Here is a 22,152-nt window from a genome sequence, read left to right on the forward strand (position 1 = left end):
AGCTATTTATGAATGTCTGAATGATGCCCATCTGAAACATAAAAAAGAACTGGATTCCTTGCTGACTCTACGATTTCAGAAGTTTAATAAATCTCAGATTATGAACGTCTAAAGTATAAATCGCTGGTCAAAGGAACAAGCAAAACACTGCTAGAAAGCTGATCCTGACATTGATAGAAACGACAACAGCGGGGCGTTTTTTGGTATCTCCTCTGGTTTTAAGGGCGCGAATTAAATAAATCTCTCCAAAATAAGGGTGATGCTGTCAGTGTAACTTAAGTGCGTAAAAACTTATGACGATGTTCCTCAAATTTTGCTAGAGTATGCTAACAAATTGTCTTTAACTCCAGAAAGCCACCGCCAAAAAACTGAAGGGGCAATTTCACTTGAAGAAGCTGCCAGAGGTAATTATTGGGTTGTCTCGACGGAAGAGGAAGAAGTGAACTTGTTGAACCAAGAATCTAGCGTCAATGTCAAACAAACTGAGAACAGAGGACATCACTTTTATGCAATTCCTGTGAAAGGTTGAATAAAACTATCCACACCGACAAAGGAGGTGAGGGGCGACCAGTTTAAAATATCCTCTAAAATTGATTGATAGCCTTGCACATTGGGATGAAGTCCATCTTCCATTAATCTTTCTTGGCACCACAGATCACCCCGGTCCATCCAGAGATCAAATAAATCGAGATAGGGAATATTTTGCTCTAGACAAGCTTGTTTAGTGGTTTCCTTAAAACTATACTGATCGCCATGGTTGAAGTAAAAGCAATCTAAAAAGGGCATTTTCCGCTCATCCACGGGAATCATACCTATAAATAAAACCGGGCAAAGAGAACGGGCCCGGCCGAGTAAATGTTCGATTTGAGTTTGAAAAAGATCGTGATCGGTATAAGTACGACCATCGGGCCGGCCTAAACGGGCTGTATCATTAACACCGACGGAGAGAAGAATCAGGTCGGGGAGACGATTGCGAATTTCCCCCCTGAGACGAAATTCCTGTTCTAAACGTTCGGACACTTGTACCACTCGATCGCCGCGAATCCCCAAATTATACAGGGCATGACCGGCACTTTCCATCCACAAACGACGTAGGCGCTCGGCCCAACCGCCACCCACGGGGTCGCCATAGCCATACACAAGGCTATCTCCTAAAGCGACGATTTTGAGGGGATGGGTCATGATTAGGGCTTTGTCTTTAGTAGGTAAACGAGAAAGAGTTTGCATGATCGCTCGATCGAATCGGTTGTCCTTTACACTTATAAACGAATTTGGTTAAACTGTCCGTGTATTATACTACATTAAAAATTTTTTCCTGCCAGTTAACTTATCTGATATCAGCCAGGTGCTGACACCGACCAGTATAAAACAGCCCGATGATCATTCCTTGCCTCCGAGTCATTTCCGGGCTAAATCTACTATAAAATTTATGGTTAAAACCTAGATAAATTGATGACTACTCGTTTACAACGCGCGGTTCAAGACCAAGAATTTTTGATTACAGCCGAGATTACTCCCCCGAAAGGGGGTAATACCAGTCATATGCTAGAAATGGCCCTCTGGCTAAAAAATCGCGTTCATGCGGCTAATATTACCGATGGCAGTCGCGCCGTAGTGCGAATGTCCTCTCTGGCGGCCTCCGCTATTCTCTATCAACACGACATCGAACCCATCTGTCAAATGGCCTGTCGCGATCGCAATGTGATCGGATTACAAGCAGATCTCATGGGCGCTCATGCCTTGGGATTGAGAAATATACTAGCTTTAACTGGAGATCCGGTCAAAGCAGGAGATCACCCCCAAGCTAGGGCAGTTTTTGACCTAGAATCGGTACGTTTGTTAAAATTAATCGATAAATTAAATAAAGGTTTTGACTTTAACGATAAATCTTTACCCGATGGATCCCTAGAACTTTTTGCCGGGGCTGCCGTTGATGTGCAGTCAAAAAGTTGGTCTGGTCTTCAACGCCGTTTTGAGCGTAAAATCGAAGCAGGAGCGCAGTTTTTTCAAAGTCAATTAGTTACGGATTTCGAGTGTCTTGATAAGTTCATGCAGCAGGTGGCCTCCCTCGCCGATAAACCAGTTCTAGCAGGAATTTTTCTGTTAAAATCGGCTAAAAATGCCGTATTTTTAAATAAAAATGTGCCGGGGGTGCAAATTCCTGATCATATTATTCAAAGACTCGCTGATGCACCTCATCCCCTCGAAGAAGGCATCAAAATCGCCGCCGAACAAATAAAATTAGCCCAGCAGTTATGCCAAGGTGTCCACATCATGGCGATTAAACGAGAGGATTTAGTCCCGAAAATTCTCGATCTGGCTGGTATCCCGCCAGTGCATAACTAAGATGAAAAGTCAATAGTTTTTAGAAAAAATTAACTTTCATTTTGACTAGCGGTCTTTTGACAAGAATTCTACCCCTAACCTAGGATGGGAAGGCTCAAAGCATCTTCGGGGTTAAAAGCATGGATTCCAATCTAGGTCAAGAAAAAGAGAATAGTTGTGGTGGGCGAAAATGGTTGTCGATCGGTATTGCCCCCACTGGTATAATTTCTATTGGCATTGTTCCCATGGGCGTTATTTCCATCGGTATTGTTCCTATGGGAATAGTTTCCATTGGAACCGTGGCCATGGGGACAATTGCGGCCGGTTTTGTGTCCATGGGACTTTTCAGTATTGGCAGCGTTGGCATGGGATTAAATAACGGCCATTTTTCCAATCTTAATTCTCCCCCTGCTGAATCTCCTCATGAACATCATCAGCATTAAAATCAAGATTTGACCAGCAATCATGAACTATTCCATCCGTGCCGCCGTTGCTACCGATGTCAAGGCTATTTTTGACTTAATTGTCGCCTTAGCGGCCTATCAAGAACTCAGCCATTTGATGACAGGAAATAGTCAAGCTTTAGGGGAGCATTTATTCGGAGAAAAACCCTACATCGAAGCATTGGTGGTGGAAGTAGAGGGTAAAATAGTCGGTTTTGCCCTATTTTTTACTAACTATTCCACCTTTATAACTAAACCGGGGATTTACCTAGAAGATATCTTCGTTTTACCCGATTATCGCAGTCAAGGTATCGGGAAAGCTTTACTAATGGCTGTGGCTAAAATTGCCGTCGCTAGGGATGCGGGACTTTTAGAATGGACTGTCTTAGAGTGGAATCAACTGGCGATCGATTTTTATGGAAAAATGGGGGCTAAGGTCTTCCAAGAGTGGCAAATTTGTCGTCTTACCGGGACAGCTTTAACCCAATTGGGTAATAGTGATAAATAAGTCAGTCCCGATGCAACAAGTTACACCGTCAAGCATGAAAATATTCTGATCCTAAATCCGGTTATTAAAAACTGATTATTTATTCCCCCTTTTGCAGGAGTTTCTTTCCTGATATGTGGCCTAGACTCAACGGATGGCCGTATTACTTCAGATCTGATTACTCAATCCAAGCTTTTGGGGGGTAGAACCCCCCAAACCCCCCGCGCATTAGTTTTTCGGTGGGATGCTTACACGCAGCCGCTGACGCATCTGTAATAATTTGAGAGTCACTTCACTCGCAGGAGTGCCTCTCCTGATATGTAGCCTATACTCAACGGATTTAGTATGATTGACGAATTTGCCTTATTTCAGCTTGTATTTTCAAGTCAGGAGATAGGAGATAGGAGATAGGAGACTTTTTTATTTATTCTCCCCACACCCTACACCCCACACCCTACACCCTACACCCCACACCCTACACCCTACACCCCACACCCTACACCCTACACCCCACACCCTACACCCCACACCCTACACCCTCTTTCAAGTCAGATCCTTTGTTGAGCCTAGAACTTTGTGATCGATCGAGACTCCTTGCTATACTATACCTCTGACACTGGCTTTCCTCATTGGTGCAGAATGCAACCCACAGACTCGAATAAATTTACCGAACAAGCTTGGGATTCGATTGTTAAATCGCAAGAAATTGCGCGACGCTTTAAAAATCAGACCTTAGAGGTGGAACACGTTATTATTGCCCTCCTAGAGCAGAATAACGGTCTAGCCACCCGGATTTTACAAAAAGCTAATATAGAAATTCCCCGACTGCAACAACAGCTAGAAGTCTTCACCAACCGACAGCCGAAAGTGGCCATCGTCGATCAATTATACCTAGGTCGTGGTCTTGATCTGCTGCTCGATCGAGCGGAAGCATCCCGGGAAAGTTGGCAAGATAAATTTATCTCCGTCGAACATCTTCTCGTCGGTTTTGCCGAAGATGAAAGGGTGGGCCGGAAATGTTTACGCACTTTCAATCTTGACCCCCAAGATTTAGAATTAGCTATCAAAGCTATTCGCGGTACTCAAAAGGTTACTGAACCCAATCAAGAGGAAAAATACGAAGCTTTAGATAAATATGGCCGGGATTTAACAGCAGCAGCCAAAGAAGGCAAATTAGACCCGGTTATCGGTCGTGATGAAGAAATTCGACGGGTGGTACAAGTCCTCTCGCGACGGTCAAAAAATAACCCGGTTTTAATCGGTGAACCGGGAGTAGGAAAAACCGCTATTGCGGAAGGATTGGCCCAAAGGATTATTAACGGAGATGTTCCCGAATCTTTGAAAAATCGTCAGTTAATTTCCCTCGATATGGGAAGTTTAATCGCTGGGGCAAAATATCGAGGCGAATTTGAGGAAAGATTGCGGTCAGTCATGAAAGAAGTTACCCAATCAGAAGGGCGAATTATTCTCTTTATTGATGAACTGCATACCGTTGTCGCTGCGGGTTCTAGGGAAGGGGGATCGATGGATGCAGGCAACCTATTAAAACCTATGTTAGCTCGGGGAGAATTGCGCTGTATTGGGGCGACAACTTTGGATGAATATCGCAATCATATTGAAAAAGATCCCCCTTTAGAAAGACGTTTTCAACAGGTTTATATTAAGGAACCTTCCGTGGAGGATACTATCTCGATTCTCCGGGGTTTAAAAGAACGTTATGAGGTGCATCATGGGGTGACAATTACCGATTCGGCCCTAGTGGCAGCAGCTACCTTATCCCATCGTTATATTAGCGATCGTTTTTTACCGGATAAAGCGATCGATTTAGTCGATGAAGCGGCGGCAAAATTAGAGGTAGAAAGTACCACTAAACCCGCCGATTTGGAAATGATAGATCGTCGCTTAATGCAGTTACGGATGGAAAAATTCTCCTTAGAAAAAGAGGAGAAAAAAGATCGAGCTTTTCAAGAGCGTTTAGAAAAAATTGTCGAAGAAATTGAGGAATTAGAAAGTAAACAAAAGCCCCTCGCTGACCAATGGCAAACGGAAAAACATATCGCCGAGGAAATTAAATTATTGCGAGAGGAAGAAGAACAATTGCGCCTACAGGTGGAACAGGCGGAACGAGCTTATGATCTCAATAAAGCGGCCCAATTAAAGTATGGCAAACTAGAGATTTTACAGGGGGAATTAGAAGTAAAAGAAAAAGAGCTAGAAACGATTCAAGCGGCAGGTTCTACCCTGTTAAGACAACAGGTAACTGATGCTGATATCGCCGAAATAGTTGCCCGGTGGACAGGAATTCCCGTCAATCGTTTAATGGAATCGGAACGACAAAAATTATTAGAATTAGAGTCTCATTTACAGAAAAAAGTTGTCGGACAAAATGAAGCGGTCACGGCAGTAGCAGCGGCGATTCGACGCGCACGCGCAGGAATGAAAGATCCCTCCCGTCCGATTGGTTCATTCCTATTTATGGGACCCACAGGAGTGGGTAAAACCGAGTTAGCGCGGGCCTTGGCGGGGTTACTGTTCGACTCCGAGGAAGCCATGGTTCGCATCGATATGTCGGAATACATGGAAAAACACGCGGTTTCGCGGTTAATCGGCGCTCCTCCGGGTTATGTGGGTTACGAGGAAGGGGGACAACTATCGGAAGCGGTGCGTCGTCGTCCCTATTCTGTGGTTTTATTGGATGAAGTGGAGAAGGCCCATCGGGATGTTTTTAACATTTTATTACAAGTGCTTGACGATGGGCGCATTACCGACTCTCAGGGGCGAGTGGTGGATTTTCGGAATACGATTATCGTCATGACCAGTAATATTGGCAGTGACCATATTTTAAATGTTTCCGAAGATGCCGATTATGAGGAGATGCGGAAACGGGTTTTAACAGCTTTGCGGAGTCATTTTCGTCCCGAATTTTTGAATCGTATCGACGATTTAATTATTTTCCATACCCTGAAAAAAGAAGAATTGCGTTATATTGTTCGTCTGCAATTACAGCGTCTGGAAAGATTATTAGGAGAACAAAAAATCAATCTAGAATTAACTACGGCCGCAGAAAATCATATTGTTACTGTTGGTTACGATCCCACCTACGGTGCGCGACCTTTAAAACGTGCTATCCAACGGGAGTTAGAGAATCCTTTAGCCACAAAAATTCTCGAACAAGCTTTTATGGAAGGGGATACGGTGGTAATTGATTGTCTGGATGAGGTGTTAAGTTTTAGCAAAAAGGAGCTAGAAAAGGAAGGGCAAACATTAGAATTAGCTGTGGTTAACCTCAGTTCAGATTAAAACCAGATAGGGGATATATTCCCCCTCTGAGTTTACCGTAAAAGCCAAAAATATCCGAAAAGAATCCTATTTTTTCCCTTGGGCGGTTAGTCTAGTAACATCCCGCCAGAGGAAAAATTTCCTCAAGTTTTTTTATTCCTCAACTTACCACATACATATATACTAATACTAAATTCGGTTATTAAAAACTGATTATTTATTCCCCCTTTTGCCTCTTGCCTCTCCTGATATCTAGCCTATCCTGTAAATATCAGGATCGTCGTCGAAGATATAGTTTAAAAGTTAATCTGTTGGCGGCTATTTAAGTAGGTAGGCGTTAAAAATTATCAGATGCCCCCCTTATCAAGGGGGATCCCCCCGCCTATCGGCACCCCCCTTATCAAGGGGGGCAGGGGGTATCGAACCTAAAATCCATTTTTAATTTAATTATAACCAGCTATTTATAACTATGAGTTAGGGATAGGTGTAGCAGCTTATTAAAAGTTGCCAAACATTAATCCAGTGAAGGAGAATTGTAATTAGTCAGGAGAATTTATTCTCAATTATAAAAATTGAGAGAGTTTGTGCTGCTTAAATAAAGAGGTTTTGACAACCAAATTCAAGCATATCTAAAGAATTTTGAGTTAAAAGTTAAACTTCTGGTTTTCATTCAGAACAAATATATTATTAACTATTTTTTTGGGGAAAATTAGTTAACCGAATCTTATAACATATAATTAATTTGCAAGAATTCTAATGTGCTGCACTGGATGGCAATTCTGCTGCGCTCCATTGCAGCTGTTAAGCTTTGTTGTTAGATCGACAGCTTAACACGGGTTACTTGTACTCTATGCTAAAATCTGAACGCTACGATCTAACTTATTTATCTTCTGTCAGAGGAGGAGAGTTAGAATAGAGAGAAAATTCCTCAAAACGAGACTTGGTATATGGTTAAGCCAATTAAAGGTTCGCTGCTATGAAATTCCGTCAATTGATGCGGGCAACAGAAAATAAATACAATCGGCTGCTGGCAAATCTGCTCTCGCTCTACATTATTTACCCGTTTTTAGTATATCTACCCCTGGGAGATTGGCTGATTTTCTTTTTCTTCTCCCTCTCTCTGATCATCGCCGTCTATCAGATCGATCGAAGTAAATTGGCTTTAAGATTTAATATCGGTCTGTTTTTGATTGCCCTCCTCCTGCGAGCATTCAGCACGATTATCCCTATTTATAGCGATTTCAACCGTTGGTTCGAGCTATCTAGTACATTAATTTCTCTAGCTTTTGTTAGTTTATGTGTGTACTCGATTTTACTAGAATTAATTCTCGCCGAACAGGTCACATCCGATATCATCAAGGGGGGAATTTGTGTCTATTTTCTCTTAGGATTTTTCTGGGCATCCGCTTATAATATCGTCCAGATTTTTGAACCCGATTCCTTTAGCTCCGCCGCTAAAACCGTCAACCAGGCGGATCTACTTCATTTCAGCTTTACTACCCTGGCTACGGTTGGCTACGGTGATATAGTTCCTACCAGTAAAATCGCTAGAGTTCTAGCCAATTTAGAAGGAATGACTGGAGTTCTCTATCCCGCCGTTTTTATCGCTCGTTTAGTCAGTTTACACAATGGTCGTTAACCAAAACAATCCATCGCCCTGGGGGAATATTAGATGATTATGCGTCGCTTTATCCCGATTCTTTCTTTGCTTTTGCCTTGGGTCACTGCTGCGGCAGTCTTGGCGGAAATCCCCACTCTGGCCCAGGAAATCCGCCCAAAAACGGCGGAACAAGTGATCGAGCAACTCTGTGCTAATTTAACCAAACAGCGATCGTTCACCGTCAAGATGGATGTCACCTATGACGATATACTCGACTCAGGGGCGAAAGTTCAGTACAGCGCCTATCAAAACATCTGGGTAGAGAAACCCGATCGCCTGCGCTCGGACTACACTGGGGATGAACGAGTTACCCGCTTTTTTTACGATGGTAAAACCTTCACCCTTGCGGATCTGGAACGGGATCTATACGTCACGAAACCAGCACCGAATACTCTGGATGAAGTCTTGGACCAAGTAGAGCAAAAGTACGGGATCAGCATTCCCATGTCAAATCTGGCAGCGAACGATCCCTGTGCAGATCTAATGGCCGATGTCAAGCAAATTATTTTTATCGGCAACGACATGGTCAACCGCGAACCGATGTATCATCTGCTGCTGATCGGTAGCGATCGCGATTATCAAATCTGGGTCACGCAGGATGCCACCCCCCTAATGAGGAAAGCGATTATCACCTATAAAACTCTACCCGGTTCACCCCAGTACACGGCAATATTATCCGACTGGAATTTTAATCCCAGTACACCCGCCGATACTTTCACTTTCCAACCGGGATCAGAGTCGATCCCTATCGAACTTCTACCCCCTAGGGATAATCAATCCCAGCAGTAAACCCTGTTCATAAAATGCGATCGCTTGTCGGTATTCCCCTAAATCAGCGTTTTGATATACTTTGAATATCTAACGAATTCGAGGTGGGATCATGAAGTCGCAGATTCGACGCTGGGGTAATTCTTTAGCGATTCGGATTCCCAAGTATGCGGTGGAGGCACTGAACCTCAATCCTAAGGACGTTGTTGAATGTTCTGTGGAAAACGGAAAGCTAGTAATTGAGCTAATTCAAGCCTTGCCTGAGTTAAGCCTAGAAGAACTACTGGCTGAGGTTGTTGAATCACCGGAGCCGGAAGTGGATTGGGGACGGCCAATGGGAGAGGAGATTTGGTGACATACATTCCAGAACGTGGAGATTTCCTGCGGTTGAGCTTCGACCCACAAATTGGGCATGAGCAAATGGGTAATCGTCCAGCACTGGTGGTAAGCCATATTGATTTTAATCGCAAGATTGGTTTTGCCTTTGTCTGTCCGGTGAGCAATACGCAACGCCAGAACCCTTTCTACGTCAAGATTCCAGATGGAGAGGCAGTGACAGGAGTTATCATGGTAGATCAACTGCGATCGTTGGACTTCCGAGCGAGAAAAGCGAGCTTTATCGGCAAGTGTCCAGAACGGTTGCTCCAGGATGTTCTCAGAAGAATTAAGCCGATTCTGTTCTGACAGGGACATTCTCAAAAGTCCCAGAAGAGCGATATTAATTATGAACCCAACCCAGATTTATTATATAAAATGTTCCCGCCAGAGTTCGTGTAGAAACAGGAGAGCGTTTTTTTTGCACCAGAAACCGTCGAACGCTTGCAGAAAATAATCTGGGAAGATAAAAAAATCAAGGAGTCCGGGCCATGAAAAGATCTTTATGTCAAAACTTATGTGTTCTTGCCGCCCTCCTTTTGGGTACAAGTTTACTGATCACGGATTATGTGGACGCTCGCGGTGGCGGTGGCGGTGGTCGTAGCGGTGGCGGTGGTGGAGCTTCCCCACGGGTTAACCGCAGTAGTGATCTGCAAAACCGAGGGAATTTTAGTAATCGTTCCCAACCCTCTAGAGATTTTTCTGGAAGACAGGGGGAACGGCAAACCAGTCAACAAAACCGTCAAGGGGAACGCAGCGCAAGACAGGGGGAAAGACAAACTAATCAACAAACTCGTCAAGGGGAACGCACGGAAAGACAGGGTGAACGGCAAACCAGTCAACAAAACCGTCAAGGGGAACGTAGCGAAAGACAGGGGGAACGGCAGAACGAACGCACCGAAAGAACCGATACCCGTCAAGGGGAACGCACCGAAAGACAGGGGGAACGGCAGCAGCAGGTTAGCGATCGCCAACAGAACCGTCAGAACTTTATTGACGATAATCGTAACGGTTACTGGCGTGGTGGCGGTTGGTACGGTGGCGGTTATTACGTCCCCCCGGGTTGGGGTTGGGTGGGTTTGACCACCGGCTTAGTCATCGGTTCAGCGATCGCTACTCTCCCCCCCTACTACAATACCGTCTATGTGGGTTCTACTTCCTACATTTACTCGGACGGCATCTATCTTCAACCTAGCGGCAGTTCCTACACGGTGGTGGCCCCGCCAATCGGCGCAATTGTCACCTATATCCCAGACGGCTGCACCACAATTACGGCTGACAATACGCTTTATTACAATTGCAGCGGTATTTACTATCGGCCTCTGTTTGAGAATGGTTCCACGGTTTATCAGGTGGTTCGCTTCTAATCAGTTTCTTCTTCATCAATAATTGCCGATCGATCTAATAATAATAAATCTCGTAGGCGATCGGTATCTAATTCGGTTAACCAATTTTCCCCAGCATCTACGGTTTGTTCCGCTAATTGTTTCTTGCTTTCGATCATCTCATTAATGCGTTCCTCTAGGGTTCCCGTACAGATGAATTTATGTACCTGAACATTACGTTTTTGTCCGATGCGGAAAGCGCGATCAGTGGCCTGATTTTCTACGGCCGGATTCCACCAACGATCGATATGAAAAACGTGATTAGCGCGCGTTAAATTTAATCCTGTTCCCCCCGCTTTCAGGGAGAGAATAAAAATCTTTGGTCCTTGGGGATCATTTTGAAAGCGCTCGATCATTTCTACCCGATCTTTTGTTTTGGTAGAACCGGAGAGAAATAATATTTCCTCGGCTAATTTTTTCTGGAGATGGGTTTGTAGGAGTTTTCCCCACTCAGCAAATTGTGTAAAAATTAAAGCTCGATCGCCTTCTGCTATCACTTCCTCTACCATGGCTTCTAAGCGTAATAATTTTCCCGATCTTTGACTGGTTTCTAAACTATTTTCTTTCAAAAAATGGCCGGGATGATTACAAATTTGTTTTAGTTGCATTAGCAAGGTTAAAATTAATCCATGTTTCTGAATCCCTTGGGTTTCTTCAATTTTCTGGAGGGTTTTCTCGACTAATTGTTGATAAAGTTGTCCCTGTTCTTTCGATAAACCACAAAAAATATTCATTTCCTGTTTTTCTGGTAAATCTTCGATAATAGTTTTATCGGTTTTTAATCTCCTTAAAATAAAAGGACGGACAAGGGAACGTAAATTATGCAGGGATTCTTGATCGCCGTATTTTTCAATGGGAAGGGCAAAACGACGCTGAAAAAAGGCTTGAGTTCCTAAAAAATTGGGATTGAGAAAATCCAAAATTGACCATAATTCCGTCAGGCGATTTTCTACGGGAGTTCCCGTTAAGGCAATCCGAAATCCTGCGGGTATTTTTCGCACTGCTTGGGATTGTTTAGCCGTAGAGGTTTTAATATTTTGAGCTTCATCTAAAACTAAACCTTGCCATTGTACTGCTTCCAAAGTGGACAGATCGCGATAGATTAAAGGATAACTGGTAATAACAACCGATTTATTTTTTACCTCTTGAGCAAAAGCTTGACCTTTTAATCTTTTTTCGCCATGATGCACAAAAACAGCCAGGGTGGGAGCAAATTTTCTTAACTCATGTTCCCAGTTATTAACCACAGAAGTGGGAGCCACCACTAACACGGGATTAACTAACATATCCTCTTCTTTTAATGCTAGTAAAAAAGCGATTAATTGCGGGGTTTTTCCTAAACCCATATCATCGGCTAAACAAGCACCTAAACCCCACTTTTCTAGGAAAGCTAACCAACTAACTCCCTTGATTTGATAGGGACGTAATTCCCCCCGAAATTCCCGCGGTGGGTTGATTAATTGAATCCCTTGATTGTTATTTAAATTATCAATTAATTCCTTTAATGCTCCCTCCGCTTGAAAATTAACTACCGGCAGTTTAGCAATTAGATTATTATCTCCTGAACTCAAGCGCAGGGCATCCTCTACCGAGAGATTAAGGGGAGTAATGGTATTATTTAAAATTGCCTGAGCTGCTTTGACATCCGTAGGTTGTAGGATTAACCATTTGCCCCCCACTTCCACCACTGGCGATTTTTTCTCTAATAACTTATCAAAATCTTTTTTCGATATTTCCTGTTCCCCTACCACTAATTTAAGCTGAAAGTTTAATAAACTGGTTAAACTTAATCTTTCTCCTTTTTTGGGAGTTACACTGGCAGCAATCTTAATTCCTAATCTTTGTTCATTACTACCAGCAGTTAACCCCGTTGGTAAAATTACCCCTAATCCCTGATCTTGCAATTGCCAAGCGATCGAGCGAATAAACTGATAAACTTCGATCGAATCAAGAGAACATTCCTCCGGGTGTCTTTGCTCTAAACTAATTCTAATCGGTTCGTACAATCGCGATGCTAATCCTAATCCTTTTAAGAGAATTTCCTGGGGATTATTGACAACTCTTTGATAACTATGATAACTTTCTTTCCCCTCTAACCAAATCAACTTGGCACTAATGAGAAATTCGGGATCATCTAACGCTTGTAAATAATAGGTTAGTTTCCACGCTGTCCCTAATCTGGGAGGTTGTAAAGATAAACAGACACGGTATTGATTCTCGATTAATTGGCGATTATTGCCATTAACTAAACTTTCTTGGATAGGAAACACCCAGTTATTATAAGCATTTTCTAGACGCTGTAAATTCTTGGCTTCTAAAGCAATGTCATGATGATCACCGCTTAAAGATTGTAGCCAAGTTTTCACCATCAATGAGGGGGAAATATTAACAGTACTATCTATTTTTTGTCGCAAACGAGCATCGACAATATTTTTTAAGCAATCGAGAATAATTGTTTGTGGTTCGCTATTTTCTTGATAGGCAAGACAAACCGGGGGGATGGTTTGGATAAACTTAGCTAAACGAGTGCGATCGATGGTACTATCTAGCAGCGGATACCAGCAACTTTCACCCTGATTTATTCCCGCTAAAAATTTCCCCCTTGCTAATAAATCTAAACTCCAACGGTGCAAATACAGCCAAAATCGTAGATCATTGCCGATAAATTCGGCCTTAGCTAGGGGTAATTTCTCCCATAACTGTATTATCATCCCCGCAGAAAAAGTTAATCCCGATACCTGCCATGGTTGCCAAGACAAGGATTTAGCTGTGGGTTCGAGAATTTGCCCCGACAGCAGCGGTAAAAAATATTTTTTCCTTGGGGGGGAATAACTAGGCAAACTGAGCTTGATTGATTCTGGAGAATAGCAGTCAAGCTGAGGAGAAAATTTCTGGATAAATTGGGCTAATGCCCCAGATTCTAGACAAAAAGGATGATTTTCCTTTGTTTCACTTAATTCCTTCCCTTGCCACTGTTCACCCCAAAGAAAAAAAACACTATCCTGCGAACCAATCAGCCAATTACCGTGTAGAGTAGTCATTATAAAATAGGGAAATTCCTCTAAAAAACCTGCTGTTGAAAAGGTAACAAATCTCGATTTTGTCGCTTCTTCTGACCTTAAGAGCCTCTAATCTCCTATTTTAGTGGACAAGGGCTGATTTCTCAAGCAGAATCTAGTTCAGCGATTAGCCCCGATCGCATGGTTATTATCAATAATAATAACTAGAGTTATTTTTAAACTATGTACAAATCGATCGCCCTAACCCTCCTCCTCAGTCTTCCCCTGAACTTGTCCCTAGTTGGTTATGGGGAAGATTTAAACCATCTACAGCAATTATTATCCACCCGAAAATGTCCCCAATGCGATCTGAGCGGTTCGGGGTTAGTGCAATCGAATCTAACTGGGGCAAAATTAAATGGGGCCAATCTCGTCGGTGCTAATCTTAGTCAAGCTAATTTAAGTGGAGCGGATCTGAGTGGTGCTAATTTAACTGGAGCCTCTCTTTTTGGTGCTAATCTGACTGGAGCGAACTTAAGCGGGGCAATCTTGACGGGTGCGGATTTAAGAGGCGCTTATCTCAATAATGCTAACCTTGACAACACCAAACTAGACACTGCATACGTGCAGGGTGCGGTGGGAATTCCCAGTAGTGCTGGTACTCCTGAACTATTCTACGGTCTAGGGATGGTGGAAGGAAAACAGGGACGCACCAGCACGGCTATAGAAAATTTTAATAAGGCCTTGACAATCAACTCGGAATATGCTCCAGCTTATCTGGCCCGGGCCATGGCTCACTATCGTCTGGGACAAAATGCTCTAGCGGCCCAGGACGCTCAAATGGCTTCGACTCTCTTTGAACGACAAGGCAATACCCCCGGTTACGAAGCGGCAGAGAATTTTATTAAAGGCATGGAAATCGCCCTAAAACCGCGAGAACAAGGTGGTGGCAACGCTCAATTAGACCAAATGGTGCAGGGGATTGGTTCTCTGCTCCTACAGTTTGTTTTACCCGCTTTGGGACTGTTTTAATCCTCGTCCGCTGGCTCTTCTAAATGTTCCGAGACCGCGTAATAAAGGTCAAGAACATGATGATCGGCAAGACGATAAAAGACTCTCCGTCCCTGTTTTTGGTATTTAACTAATCTTAAGGCTCTTAGGGTTCTTAACTGGTGGGATACGGCCGATTCACTCATCCCTAAGTCGTCGGCTAAGTCACAAACACATAATTCTTGTTTGGCTAAAAGCGACAGAATTCTTAGGCGGTTGGCATCCCCCAAAAGGCTGAAAAATTCGGCCATTTTTTGGGCTTTTTCGATTTCTAATCCCTGCAAGTGCTGGAATTTCGCCTCTTGGTGATGGGATTCCCCACAAACCGGTGCTATTTTCTCTAGGGCCATATTTTTTCCTGATCGGTTATTAAGGGAAAGTTGAGAAAGGGAGGTATCGATCAAATCTTCCATGCCGATACTTGTCCCCTTCTCCCTAATAACTAAATTTAAACGCAACGACAGCCCTGGTGTCCACAGCCTTTCTCGTTCTCGTTAACGTGACCATTGGCACAAGCTTGGGAACAGTAGTATTGATCGTTTTCTTTGATGGCATCGGCGATCGATACTACACACAAACAGGATTTACAAGCACATTTCATCATGGTGACAGCGATCATGGTTACTACCTCTGAACTTCTTTACTGACTTTAGTATAACATCTGAACAGATGTTCATGGATTGAATAAAGTTAAATTTTTCTAAAACTCAGACGGGTGGGAAGTTCTCCTCGATCAGTGATCAGATGGGAGTTTTCTGTTTGCATATAGAGCTTTTCAGGTTACTGAGGTATCGACAAGTTTTGCCAACCAAGAGTTTAAGCCCCTTGCCCATGCCTCATTCTGATGAAAACTGCTATATATAGTCTAAGGTAGAAAAAAGTTAAATACTGACTAAACCGCCCAATCATAACAACTGAGCCGACAAATTCTGATGTTATTAGCATTAAAACAACTAACTGTTACCCCAGGCGATCGCCTGTTGTTAACTTCACTCACTTGGCAAGATTATGAAACAATTCTTGACGAATTGGGAGATCGACGGTCAATTCGTCTATCTTATAGTCAAGGAACTTTAGAAGCAATGACTCCTCTTTTTATTCATGAAAACACCAAAGTTTTAATCGGGGATTTGGTTAAAGTTCTTCTAGATGAATTAGAGTTAGACTATGAACCCGCTGGATCGACAACCTTTAAAAATCATAAAATGGATCAAGGAATAGAACCAGATGAGTCTTTTTATATCGAAAATTGTCATGCTATTCGGGGAAAAACGCGCCTTGATTTGGCGATTGATCCCCCTCCCGATTTAGCAATTGAGATTGATATTACTAAGCGAACCAGATTTAATAATTATGAGCGATTGGGTGTTCCTGAATTGTGGCGATATAATGGAGAGAGACTAGAAATCAATGTTTTGCAAGGATCAGAATACGTTGAATCTTGCCAAAGCCGACTATTTCCTCAATTTAATCTAATAGAAAAAATTCCAGAAACGCTACAAAATAGTCAAAAAATCGGTAGTGCCATGGCATTAAAACAATTCCGAATTTGGGTCAAGCAAACGCTTAATCCCTAACTTCAAATCGAGAACGAAGTCAGGGAACTGAGGTTTCCTACTGTCTTTTTACTGCTCACTGATTACTGTTTTTAGACGCAGAACGGCCTACCAGCGATCGCCAGCATCGTAAATTGTTAAACGTCCGACTCCTAGAGCTAATCCGGGAGAATTGTCTCCGGGGGGATAAGCAGTAATTCCAAACTGATAGACACCACCATAATCGGGATTTCGTACTGGTTTCAGACCGATGGAAACGGTATTACCGGGGGGGACAGGAGGATCAAAAATGACCGTAATCGTCTGAGTATTGGGGTCAAAAGTAGTGGATTTTAGGGTTAATTTTTCGCCTCGCTGATTGCGATCGCCAAGAAAAGCAAAAGTTTGATCAACAAGAAAAGCAATAGTTTGAATATTAGGCTGCTGTTGTATAGTTACTTTGCCCAAGGGCGCCCCGAGAGACGGCGGCAGAGCGATGGTAAGATAGTATTTTGCCCCCCAAGCACGCACGGATTGGAAAGTAGCGAAGAAATTAACCAGAGTGGGAGAACTCTCAAAAAATACTCTGCCATCGGGAAATTGTCCTGCGAGAGACACAGAAGCATCAAAAGCGAGTATAGCAATCAAAGCGAGTTTAGATAGACTTTCAGTCTGTTTTAAAGGCAAAAAGGGAATCTTCAAGGTAAAAGCTACTATAAAATATTGATTGTCAAGGAGAATTATAGCAAATTCACTTAACCCTCAGCCGCTGCCATTATCAGTGATCAGTTATCAGTGATCAGTGATCAGTTGTTTTCTCCCCACTCTCCCACCCCCAATACTTAACCCCCAACTTGCAATGTATCTCGAACACCTGCACCTTCACAGTTTTAGAAATTATGCCGAACAGTTGCTAAAATTCGAGTCCAAAAAAACAATATTATTGGGCAATAATGCTCAGGGAAAATCCAATTTACTAGAAGCGATCGAACTTTTGGCCACTCTCAAGAGCCATCGAGTCAGCAAGGATCGGGATTTAGTGCTAGAATCGGACTCGGAGGCGAGAATTTTTGCTAGGGTTAATCGTCTTTATGGAGCATCAGAATTAAGTTTAATTCTCCGTTCTTCCGGTCGTCGCACCGTGATCCGTGACCGTCAACCCCTGCGCCGTCATCTCGATTTTTTGGGCGTGATTAATGCGGTACAATTTTCTAGTCTCGATCTGGATTTAGTGCGCGGTGGTCCGGAAGCTCGCCGAGATTGGTTAGATACTTTATTAATTCAATTAGAACCCCTATACGTTCATATTTTACAGCAATATAATCAGGTTTTACGACAAAGGAACGCTCTTTTAAAAGAGATTCGTAAACAGGAATTAGAGGGAAAAGTTTATGCGGATTTATCCCAACTAAAACTCTGGGATTTACAATTAGCAGAAACTGGTTCAAGAGTTACGAGAAGAAGGGCGCGAGTCCTGCAAAGATTAATTCCTTTAGCTCAAAAATGGCACGAAAGTATTAGCGGAAAAACTGAATATCTAGAATTACAATATATTCCCAATGTGCCTTGGGTAGAAGATGATGTCAATGGGGTACAAACGGCTTTTTTAGATAAAATTGAAACCCGTCGTTTGGCCGAGAAACAGCTAGGGACATCGGTAGTCGGTCCCCACCGGGATGAAGTGGATTTTTTAATTAACCAAAACCCCGCTAAATCCTACGGTTCCCAAGGACAACAAAGAACCTTAGTTTTAGCCTTGAAATTAGCAGAATTACAGTTACTAGAGCAGATTATCGGGGAACCTCCCCTACTACTCCTCGATGATGTTTTAGCGGAATTAGATATCGAACGACAAAATCAATTATTAGATGCGATCGAAGACCGTTTTCAAACCTTAATTACCACCACTCATCTCAGTTCTTTTGAGTCTCGCTGGTTGCAATCTTCCCAGATATTTTCTGTCAAAAAGGGACATATTTTTTATTAGTCTATAGCCTCTCTTTGTTTGTCTCTTTGCTAACGATATACACCCATAATTTTATCCCCCCTTGATAAGGGTAGGGCTATTTCATTCTCAAGAAAAAAGGAGAAATAAGGCGAGAAACGAAATTTTAGCGACCTAAAGACAATAATTGGGAGATGCTGTGCTGATTGTGGTCAATTCCCTTTGTTAAAGAATCATAACCCTCTAACCTGTACAAGGTTAAAACCGGGAGCATCTCACCTTTGTAACCCCTAAATCAGGTTTTATGTCAAGCTATTTTGAAAGCCTTGCTAGAAACCAGTTTTAGGGACAAGTATAATTACTCACTTGCATAAATGAGATGCTCTATGAAAATGGGATCACTTATTTAGATTTCAGATGGTATATGGTAAAATTTGCATAATTCAGTAAGATTAGTATTATCCTATATTATTTCAACTCAACTTCCTATGAGTAACAAATCTACGATTAAATTGGTGATCGCTTTTAACGATCCTAACCTGGAGCCTGAAGAACGCGACGAACAGGCCCAAGTATTACTAACAGAACTAGAACAGGCAGATGAAGTTGAATCGGTTAAACGTATTCTTGATCCCAATCCCCCTGAAGGTAATAAGTCGTTGGGCGGTTTTTTGGGTGGAATGTTAATGACCGAAGTTAACCCCGCTAATGGGAAAAAGTTGTTAGGGTTTCTGGGCGATCGCCTGGGAGGTAAACCGATAGAATTGTCGGTAGAGGCCAATGGTCGCAAGTTGACGGTTAAAGCTCACAGTCGAGAAGAATTGGAAATGGCTATTAAAGCGGCTCAAGACTTTATCTCAGGTTAAAGAAGGTATTATGGCAAAAATTGCTTTGTTAATTGGTGTGAGCGAGTATTCCGAAGGATTGCGCCCAATTTCTAGTGCCATTCTAGACGTTGAAGCAATGCGCCGAGTATTAGAGCATCCAGACATGGGAGCCTTTGATCAGGTTACAGTTTTGCCTAACCCAGACAAAGGGAGCATGGAAAAAGCAGTTGACGATTTATTTGCTGATCGACAGAAAGATGATTTGGTGCTTTTATATTTTTCTGGGCATGGACTTAAAGCTCAAAATGCTAGATTTTTTCTAAGTACAAGAGAAACTGGGCGTGATCAGAATGGAGATTTTCGTCGTGCAACAGCTTTAGCGGCAAGTAAACTTCAAGAGTACATCACAGATAGTCGTTCCCAAAGGCAGATAATTATTCTCGACTGCTGTTTTAGCGGAGCATTGGTTCAGGGAATGCCAATCAAAGGGGAATTTAACATTCAAGAGGAATTAGGAGGTAAAGGAAGGGCGATTTTAACCTCTTCTAGTCCGATTGAATATTCTTTTGAGTCGGAAGATAACGATTTGTCCATCTATACAAAATATCTAGTTAAAGGAATTGAAACTGGTGCAGCAGATCAGGATGGTGATCAATTAATTTCTGTTAATGAATTGCATGAGTATGCCAGCGAACGAGTAAAGGAAGCTGCCCCTGCAATGACTCCCAAATTTTATCTTTCTCTTGAAGGAGAGGATACTATTTATTTAGCCAAATCTCCTCTTGCTGCTAATGATCCTAAATTTAAGTATCGTAAAATAGTTGAGGATATTATTAAAAAGTGGAATGATGAGGATATTAAAGATTATTGTTTTAAGGAGGAAGACTTTTCTGCTGCAGATAGGGCAGTTTTGGATGCAACAATAGATCAATTAAATCTCTCACCAGATGAAGCCAGAACGATTGAAACAGAAGTTCTTAACCCACTGCTACTGCGACGAGACAATATTAAGAAATATAGGAATGCGTTTCGGAAAATAATAGCTGCTGCTAATCATACTCCATTGAAAAACAAAGATAAAGAGAGTTTAAAGAAACTGCAAATTATCTATGGACTCAGGGATGAGGATATTCAGGTGATTGAAGAAGAAGTGCAAAATGAGGTTTATCCCATTACTCCGACGATTCCACCAATCACTTCGCCTTCTGCAAAAATCGCCCAAATTTTGCATTCTATAAAAACTTTAAAGCCCCAAAATTTCAAATTAAATCTGCCAGTTAGCATAGGAATAGCATCAATAGCAGTTGTAAGTTTATTTGCCATTTATCGCCCTGATAATTGTCCAAAACAAACGGGAGACTTTATTAGTGAAGGAGAAGAAGTTCTTAATTACTCTCAATCGTTTAACAAGAAGAAAGGTACAGAATATTTTGCACAGTGTGATTATCAAAAAGCCCTGTTAAGATTTAAGGACGCATGGCAACAGGATAGGCTAGATCCAGAAACGTTAATTTACTTAAATAATGCTTTACTAGAAGCCAATAAAATGCCATATTACACCATTGCTGTTGCTGTTAGTATTCCCAAAAATCAAAATGACTTTAATGATGATGATGGTGATAGTCGAGCAAATGAAATGTTACGAGGAGTAGCGCAATTACAAACAAAAATTAATCTGGGACTTTTAAATGACAATGATCCATTCCTCAAGTATTTTCCAGATCAAAATTTTATCAACAAAAAAGCGATTAATGGTAAGGGATTAAAAGTTGTCATTACTAATGATGAAAATGACGAATTACTAGCCCAAAAGACAGCAAAATCTCTTTCCCAGCGTCCTGAAATTTTAGGGGTTGTTGGTCACTATCCCAGTGAAATGACTGTGGCAACGGTGGATATTTATAAGGAAAATGATTTAGTTTTGATTTCTCCCGGATCAACGACTAGCGAGCTTACTAAATACCCCAGAAAAAATTTCCTGCGAACTGTTTTTTCCAGCGATCAACAATCTCCTGCCATTGCAAAATTTTTGCAAGAAAAGTCTATTAAAAAAGTGGTAGGCCTTTATAGTGAAGGAAGTCCATTTAGTGAATCTTTTTTTAATAGTTTTAAAACTATTTTTACACGCCCTCCATTCTCTGGAACTGTAGTAAAATTAGATGAATTTGATCTGGGAAATAATTTTAATGAAAAAGAAGCCATCCAAGAGTTACGACGACAGAAAGAAGAAAAAATAACAGAAACAATAGGGCTTGTACTATTCCCAAAAGCAATTGGCGATGCTCAAGGCGATGCAATTAGACTTATAAAACTTAATAATAGTCAAAATTGGGTTATCGGATCATGGGGGCTTCGTAGTTCTCGTACCTTAGAACAAATTGACAACCTACAACCTTTTCAAAAGTTTGTTATAGCGGTTCCTTGGGATTCTTTAAACAGTCCTAACCAGGATTTTCTTAAGGATGCTAAAATTTTATGGACTACAACTTCTGTTAATGCAATAACAGCCCTATCCTATGATGCAACGCTTGCTCTAACAAAAGCTCTAGAAAAGGCAAATACTCCCACACGAATTAATATCCTTGAACAATTAAAGTCTCTTGATTTTCTTGTCACTAAAGGTGCAACTGGGACAATTCAATTCGATGAAAATGGCGATCGCAAGAAACTTAATGTAAATGGCGATCCCCAAAATCCCTCCGTAGAATTTGTTCACATTGTGGAGTGTCGGACACTAAGTTCAGATTTTGCTTTTGTCCCAATCAAGGATCCTACTGCTAAAGATGCTAAAGATGCTGGTTTATCCTGTTTAAACTCACCCAAAAAACCTAGTCCCTAGCTAATCAGGGTTGGCTGAAAAAGTCTGGGTGGTGATTCGGTAGTAGTGATGGCGGCTTAATCCTTTGCTTTGCTGTGCATTGTAGTCATGGATAAGATACCAAAGGGTTCCCCAAGGTGATTCTCCATTTTTTTAGAGAAAGATAGACTCTCTCTCACCAGCCGAGAAATCCTTTGTCGAAAGGTATTATTTAATCTTTCAATAGGATTAGTTTGACCAGTTTCTTTTCCGACTG

General features: G+C 42.0%; 19 protein-coding genes and 2 pseudogenes. 15 read left to right on the top strand and 6 right to left on the bottom strand.

Annotated elements, in window-relative coordinates; all coding sequences use genetic code 11:
• Positions 1 to 112: pseudogene (locus EWV60_RS16355) on the top strand (IS630 family transposase); the annotation flags it as partial.
• Positions 113 to 504: 392 nt separating this feature from the next.
• Here EWV60_RS16355 and EWV60_RS16360 read toward each other — a convergent pair.
• Positions 505 to 1,227: a GDSL-type esterase/lipase family protein gene (locus EWV60_RS16360; protein WP_287233387.1), complete on the bottom strand. Its 723-nt coding sequence runs from the start codon at positions 1,225 to 1,227 to the stop codon at positions 505 to 507.
• Between the two features lie 225 nt (positions 1,228 to 1,452).
• Here EWV60_RS16360 and EWV60_RS16365 point away from each other — a divergent pair, with 225 nt between their 5' ends.
• From EWV60_RS16365 to EWV60_RS16405, 9 genes are all read left to right on the top strand, one after another.
• Positions 1,453 to 2,346, top strand: a complete 894-nt coding sequence (locus tag EWV60_RS16365) for a methylenetetrahydrofolate reductase (protein WP_002778720.1) — start codon at positions 1,453 to 1,455, stop codon at positions 2,344 to 2,346.
• Positions 2,347 to 2,465: 119 nt separating this feature from the next.
• Complete coding sequence (locus EWV60_RS16370; RefSeq protein ID WP_287233390.1) at positions 2,466 to 2,768, top strand: hypothetical protein; 303 nt, start codon at positions 2,466 to 2,468, stop codon at positions 2,766 to 2,768.
• Positions 2,769 to 2,790: 22 nt separating this feature from the next.
• Positions 2,791 to 3,276 (top strand): GNAT family N-acetyltransferase, encoded by a 486-nt coding sequence (locus EWV60_RS16375; protein ID WP_002738561.1) that lies wholly within the window; start codon positions 2,791 to 2,793, stop codon positions 3,274 to 3,276.
• A gap of 618 nt (positions 3,277 to 3,894) precedes the next feature.
• Positions 3,895 to 6,555, top strand: coding sequence for an ATP-dependent chaperone ClpB (gene clpB / locus EWV60_RS16380; protein WP_287233393.1), 2,661 nt, complete (start codon positions 3,895 to 3,897; stop codon positions 6,553 to 6,555).
• A 955-nt stretch (positions 6,556 to 7,510) separates the two neighbouring features.
• Positions 7,511 to 8,173, top strand: coding sequence for a potassium channel family protein (locus tag EWV60_RS16385; protein ID WP_287233396.1), 663 nt, complete (start codon positions 7,511 to 7,513; stop codon positions 8,171 to 8,173).
• A 33-nt stretch (positions 8,174 to 8,206) separates the two neighbouring features.
• Positions 8,207 to 8,983, top strand: coding sequence for a DUF2092 domain-containing protein (locus tag EWV60_RS16390; protein WP_287233399.1), 777 nt, complete (start codon positions 8,207 to 8,209; stop codon positions 8,981 to 8,983).
• Positions 8,984 to 9,074: 91 nt separating this feature from the next.
• A complete protein-coding gene (locus EWV60_RS16395) occupies positions 9,075 to 9,317 on the top strand; it encodes an AbrB/MazE/SpoVT family DNA-binding domain-containing protein (RefSeq protein WP_002778729.1) in 243 nt (80 codons plus the stop codon).
• Positions 9,314 to 9,646: a type II toxin-antitoxin system PemK/MazF family toxin gene (locus EWV60_RS16400; protein WP_103112813.1), complete on the top strand. Its 333-nt coding sequence runs from the start codon at positions 9,314 to 9,316 to the stop codon at positions 9,644 to 9,646. Before EWV60_RS16395 ends, EWV60_RS16400 begins: the two co-directional genes overlap by 4 nt.
• A gap of 182 nt (positions 9,647 to 9,828) precedes the next feature.
• On the top strand, positions 9,829 to 10,704 hold the full coding sequence (locus EWV60_RS16405; protein ID WP_287233404.1) for a DUF6515 family protein: 876 nt from the start codon (positions 9,829 to 9,831) through the stop codon (positions 10,702 to 10,704).
• Here EWV60_RS16405 and EWV60_RS16410 read toward each other — a convergent pair.
• Positions 10,701 to 13,763: a sll1366 family intein-prone helicase gene (locus tag EWV60_RS16410; protein WP_287233407.1), complete on the bottom strand. Its 3,063-nt coding sequence runs from the start codon at positions 13,761 to 13,763 to the stop codon at positions 10,701 to 10,703. The genes EWV60_RS16405 and EWV60_RS16410 overlap by 4 nt on opposite strands.
• 201 nt (positions 13,764 to 13,964) lie before the next feature.
• On the opposite strand from EWV60_RS16410, the gene EWV60_RS16415 reads away from it, so the two are divergent.
• On the top strand, positions 13,965 to 14,753 hold the full coding sequence (locus tag EWV60_RS16415; protein ID WP_287233411.1) for a pentapeptide repeat-containing protein: 789 nt from the start codon (positions 13,965 to 13,967) through the stop codon (positions 14,751 to 14,753).
• Here the strand turns inward: EWV60_RS16415 and EWV60_RS16420 are convergent.
• Both EWV60_RS16420 and EWV60_RS16425 read right to left on the bottom strand, forming a co-directional pair.
• Positions 14,750 to 15,184: an ArsR/SmtB family transcription factor gene (locus tag EWV60_RS16420; protein WP_002754959.1), complete on the bottom strand. Its 435-nt coding sequence runs from the start codon at positions 15,182 to 15,184 to the stop codon at positions 14,750 to 14,752. The two genes, EWV60_RS16415 and EWV60_RS16420, sit on opposite strands and share 4 nt — an antisense overlap.
• Before the next feature lie 35 nt (positions 15,185 to 15,219).
• Positions 15,220 to 15,390: a metallothionein gene (locus tag EWV60_RS16425; protein WP_287233415.1), complete on the bottom strand. Its 171-nt coding sequence runs from the start codon at positions 15,388 to 15,390 to the stop codon at positions 15,220 to 15,222.
• A 313-nt stretch (positions 15,391 to 15,703) separates the two neighbouring features.
• Between EWV60_RS16425 and EWV60_RS16430 the strand changes: the two genes are divergently transcribed.
• The gene (locus EWV60_RS16430) at positions 15,704 to 16,348 is read left to right on the top strand and encodes a Uma2 family endonuclease (protein WP_287233417.1); all 645 of its coding nucleotides are present in this window, start codon (positions 15,704 to 15,706) and stop codon (positions 16,346 to 16,348) included.
• Between the two features lie 87 nt (positions 16,349 to 16,435).
• On the opposite strand, the gene EWV60_RS16435 is transcribed toward EWV60_RS16430, so the two are convergent.
• Positions 16,436 to 17,008: a DUF2808 domain-containing protein gene (locus EWV60_RS16435; protein WP_002738348.1), complete on the bottom strand. Its 573-nt coding sequence runs from the start codon at positions 17,006 to 17,008 to the stop codon at positions 16,436 to 16,438.
• Positions 17,009 to 17,165: 157 nt separating this feature from the next.
• Between EWV60_RS16435 and recF the strand changes: the two genes are divergently transcribed.
• The 3 genes from recF (at position 17,166) to EWV60_RS16450 (ending at position 21,917) form a co-directional block, all read left to right on the top strand.
• On the top strand, positions 17,166 to 18,293 hold the full coding sequence (gene recF / locus EWV60_RS16440; RefSeq protein ID WP_002747232.1) for a DNA replication/repair protein RecF: 1,128 nt from the start codon (positions 17,166 to 17,168) through the stop codon (positions 18,291 to 18,293).
• A gap of 446 nt (positions 18,294 to 18,739) precedes the next feature.
• Positions 18,740 to 19,117, top strand: a complete 378-nt coding sequence (locus tag EWV60_RS16445) for a hypothetical protein (RefSeq protein WP_002795797.1) — start codon at positions 18,740 to 18,742, stop codon at positions 19,115 to 19,117.
• 10 nt (positions 19,118 to 19,127) lie between these two features.
• On the top strand, positions 19,128 to 21,917 hold the full coding sequence (locus tag EWV60_RS16450; RefSeq protein ID WP_287233424.1) for a caspase, EACC1-associated type: 2,790 nt from the start codon (positions 19,128 to 19,130) through the stop codon (positions 21,915 to 21,917).
• Here the strand turns inward: EWV60_RS16450 and EWV60_RS16455 are convergent.
• Positions 21,918 to 22,152, bottom strand: a pseudogene (locus EWV60_RS16455) (IS1 family transposase); the annotation flags it as partial.

It is taken from the genome of Microcystis sp. Msp_OC_L_20101000_S702, from assembly GCF_007095705.1.
Classification (GTDB): domain Bacteria; phylum Cyanobacteriota; class Cyanobacteriia; order Cyanobacteriales; family Microcystaceae; genus Microcystis; species Microcystis ichthyoblabe_A.

Bases quoted from the DNA above. Each gene is read 5' to 3' on its own strand.
- EWV60_RS16360 (WP_287233387.1), bottom strand. From the start codon at position 1,227: ATGCAAACTCTTTCTCGTTTACCTACTAAAGACAAAGCCCTAATCATG.
- EWV60_RS16365 (WP_002778720.1), top strand. From the start codon at position 1,453: ATGACTACTCGTTTACAACGCGCGGTTCAAGACCAAGAATTTTTGATT.
- EWV60_RS16370 (WP_287233390.1), top strand. From the start codon at position 2,466: ATGGATTCCAATCTAGGTCAAGAAAAAGAGAATAGTTGTGGTGGGCGA.
- EWV60_RS16375 (WP_002738561.1), top strand. From the start codon at position 2,791: ATGAACTATTCCATCCGTGCCGCCGTTGCTACCGATGTCAAGGCTATT.
- clpB (WP_287233393.1), top strand. From the start codon at position 3,895: ATGCAACCCACAGACTCGAATAAATTTACCGAACAAGCTTGGGATTCG.
- EWV60_RS16385 (WP_287233396.1), top strand. From the start codon at position 7,511: ATGAAATTCCGTCAATTGATGCGGGCAACAGAAAATAAATACAATCGG.
- EWV60_RS16390 (WP_287233399.1), top strand. From the start codon at position 8,207: ATGATTATGCGTCGCTTTATCCCGATTCTTTCTTTGCTTTTGCCTTGG.
- EWV60_RS16395 (WP_002778729.1), top strand. From the start codon at position 9,075: ATGAAGTCGCAGATTCGACGCTGGGGTAATTCTTTAGCGATTCGGATT.
- EWV60_RS16405 (WP_287233404.1), top strand. From the start codon at position 9,829: ATGAAAAGATCTTTATGTCAAAACTTATGTGTTCTTGCCGCCCTCCTT.
- EWV60_RS16410 (WP_287233407.1), bottom strand. From the start codon at position 13,763: ATGACTACTCTACACGGTAATTGGCTGATTGGTTCGCAGGATAGTGTT.
- EWV60_RS16415 (WP_287233411.1), top strand. From the start codon at position 13,965: ATGTACAAATCGATCGCCCTAACCCTCCTCCTCAGTCTTCCCCTGAAC.
- EWV60_RS16420 (WP_002754959.1), bottom strand. From the start codon at position 15,184: ATGGAAGATTTGATCGATACCTCCCTTTCTCAACTTTCCCTTAATAAC.
- EWV60_RS16425 (WP_287233415.1), bottom strand. From the start codon at position 15,390: ATGATCGCTGTCACCATGATGAAATGTGCTTGTAAATCCTGTTTGTGT.
- EWV60_RS16430 (WP_287233417.1), top strand. From the start codon at position 15,704: ATGTTATTAGCATTAAAACAACTAACTGTTACCCCAGGCGATCGCCTG.
- recF (WP_002747232.1), top strand. From the start codon at position 17,166: ATGTATCTCGAACACCTGCACCTTCACAGTTTTAGAAATTATGCCGAA.
- EWV60_RS16445 (WP_002795797.1), top strand. From the start codon at position 18,740: ATGAGTAACAAATCTACGATTAAATTGGTGATCGCTTTTAACGATCCT.
- EWV60_RS16450 (WP_287233424.1), top strand. From the start codon at position 19,128: ATGGCAAAAATTGCTTTGTTAATTGGTGTGAGCGAGTATTCCGAAGGA.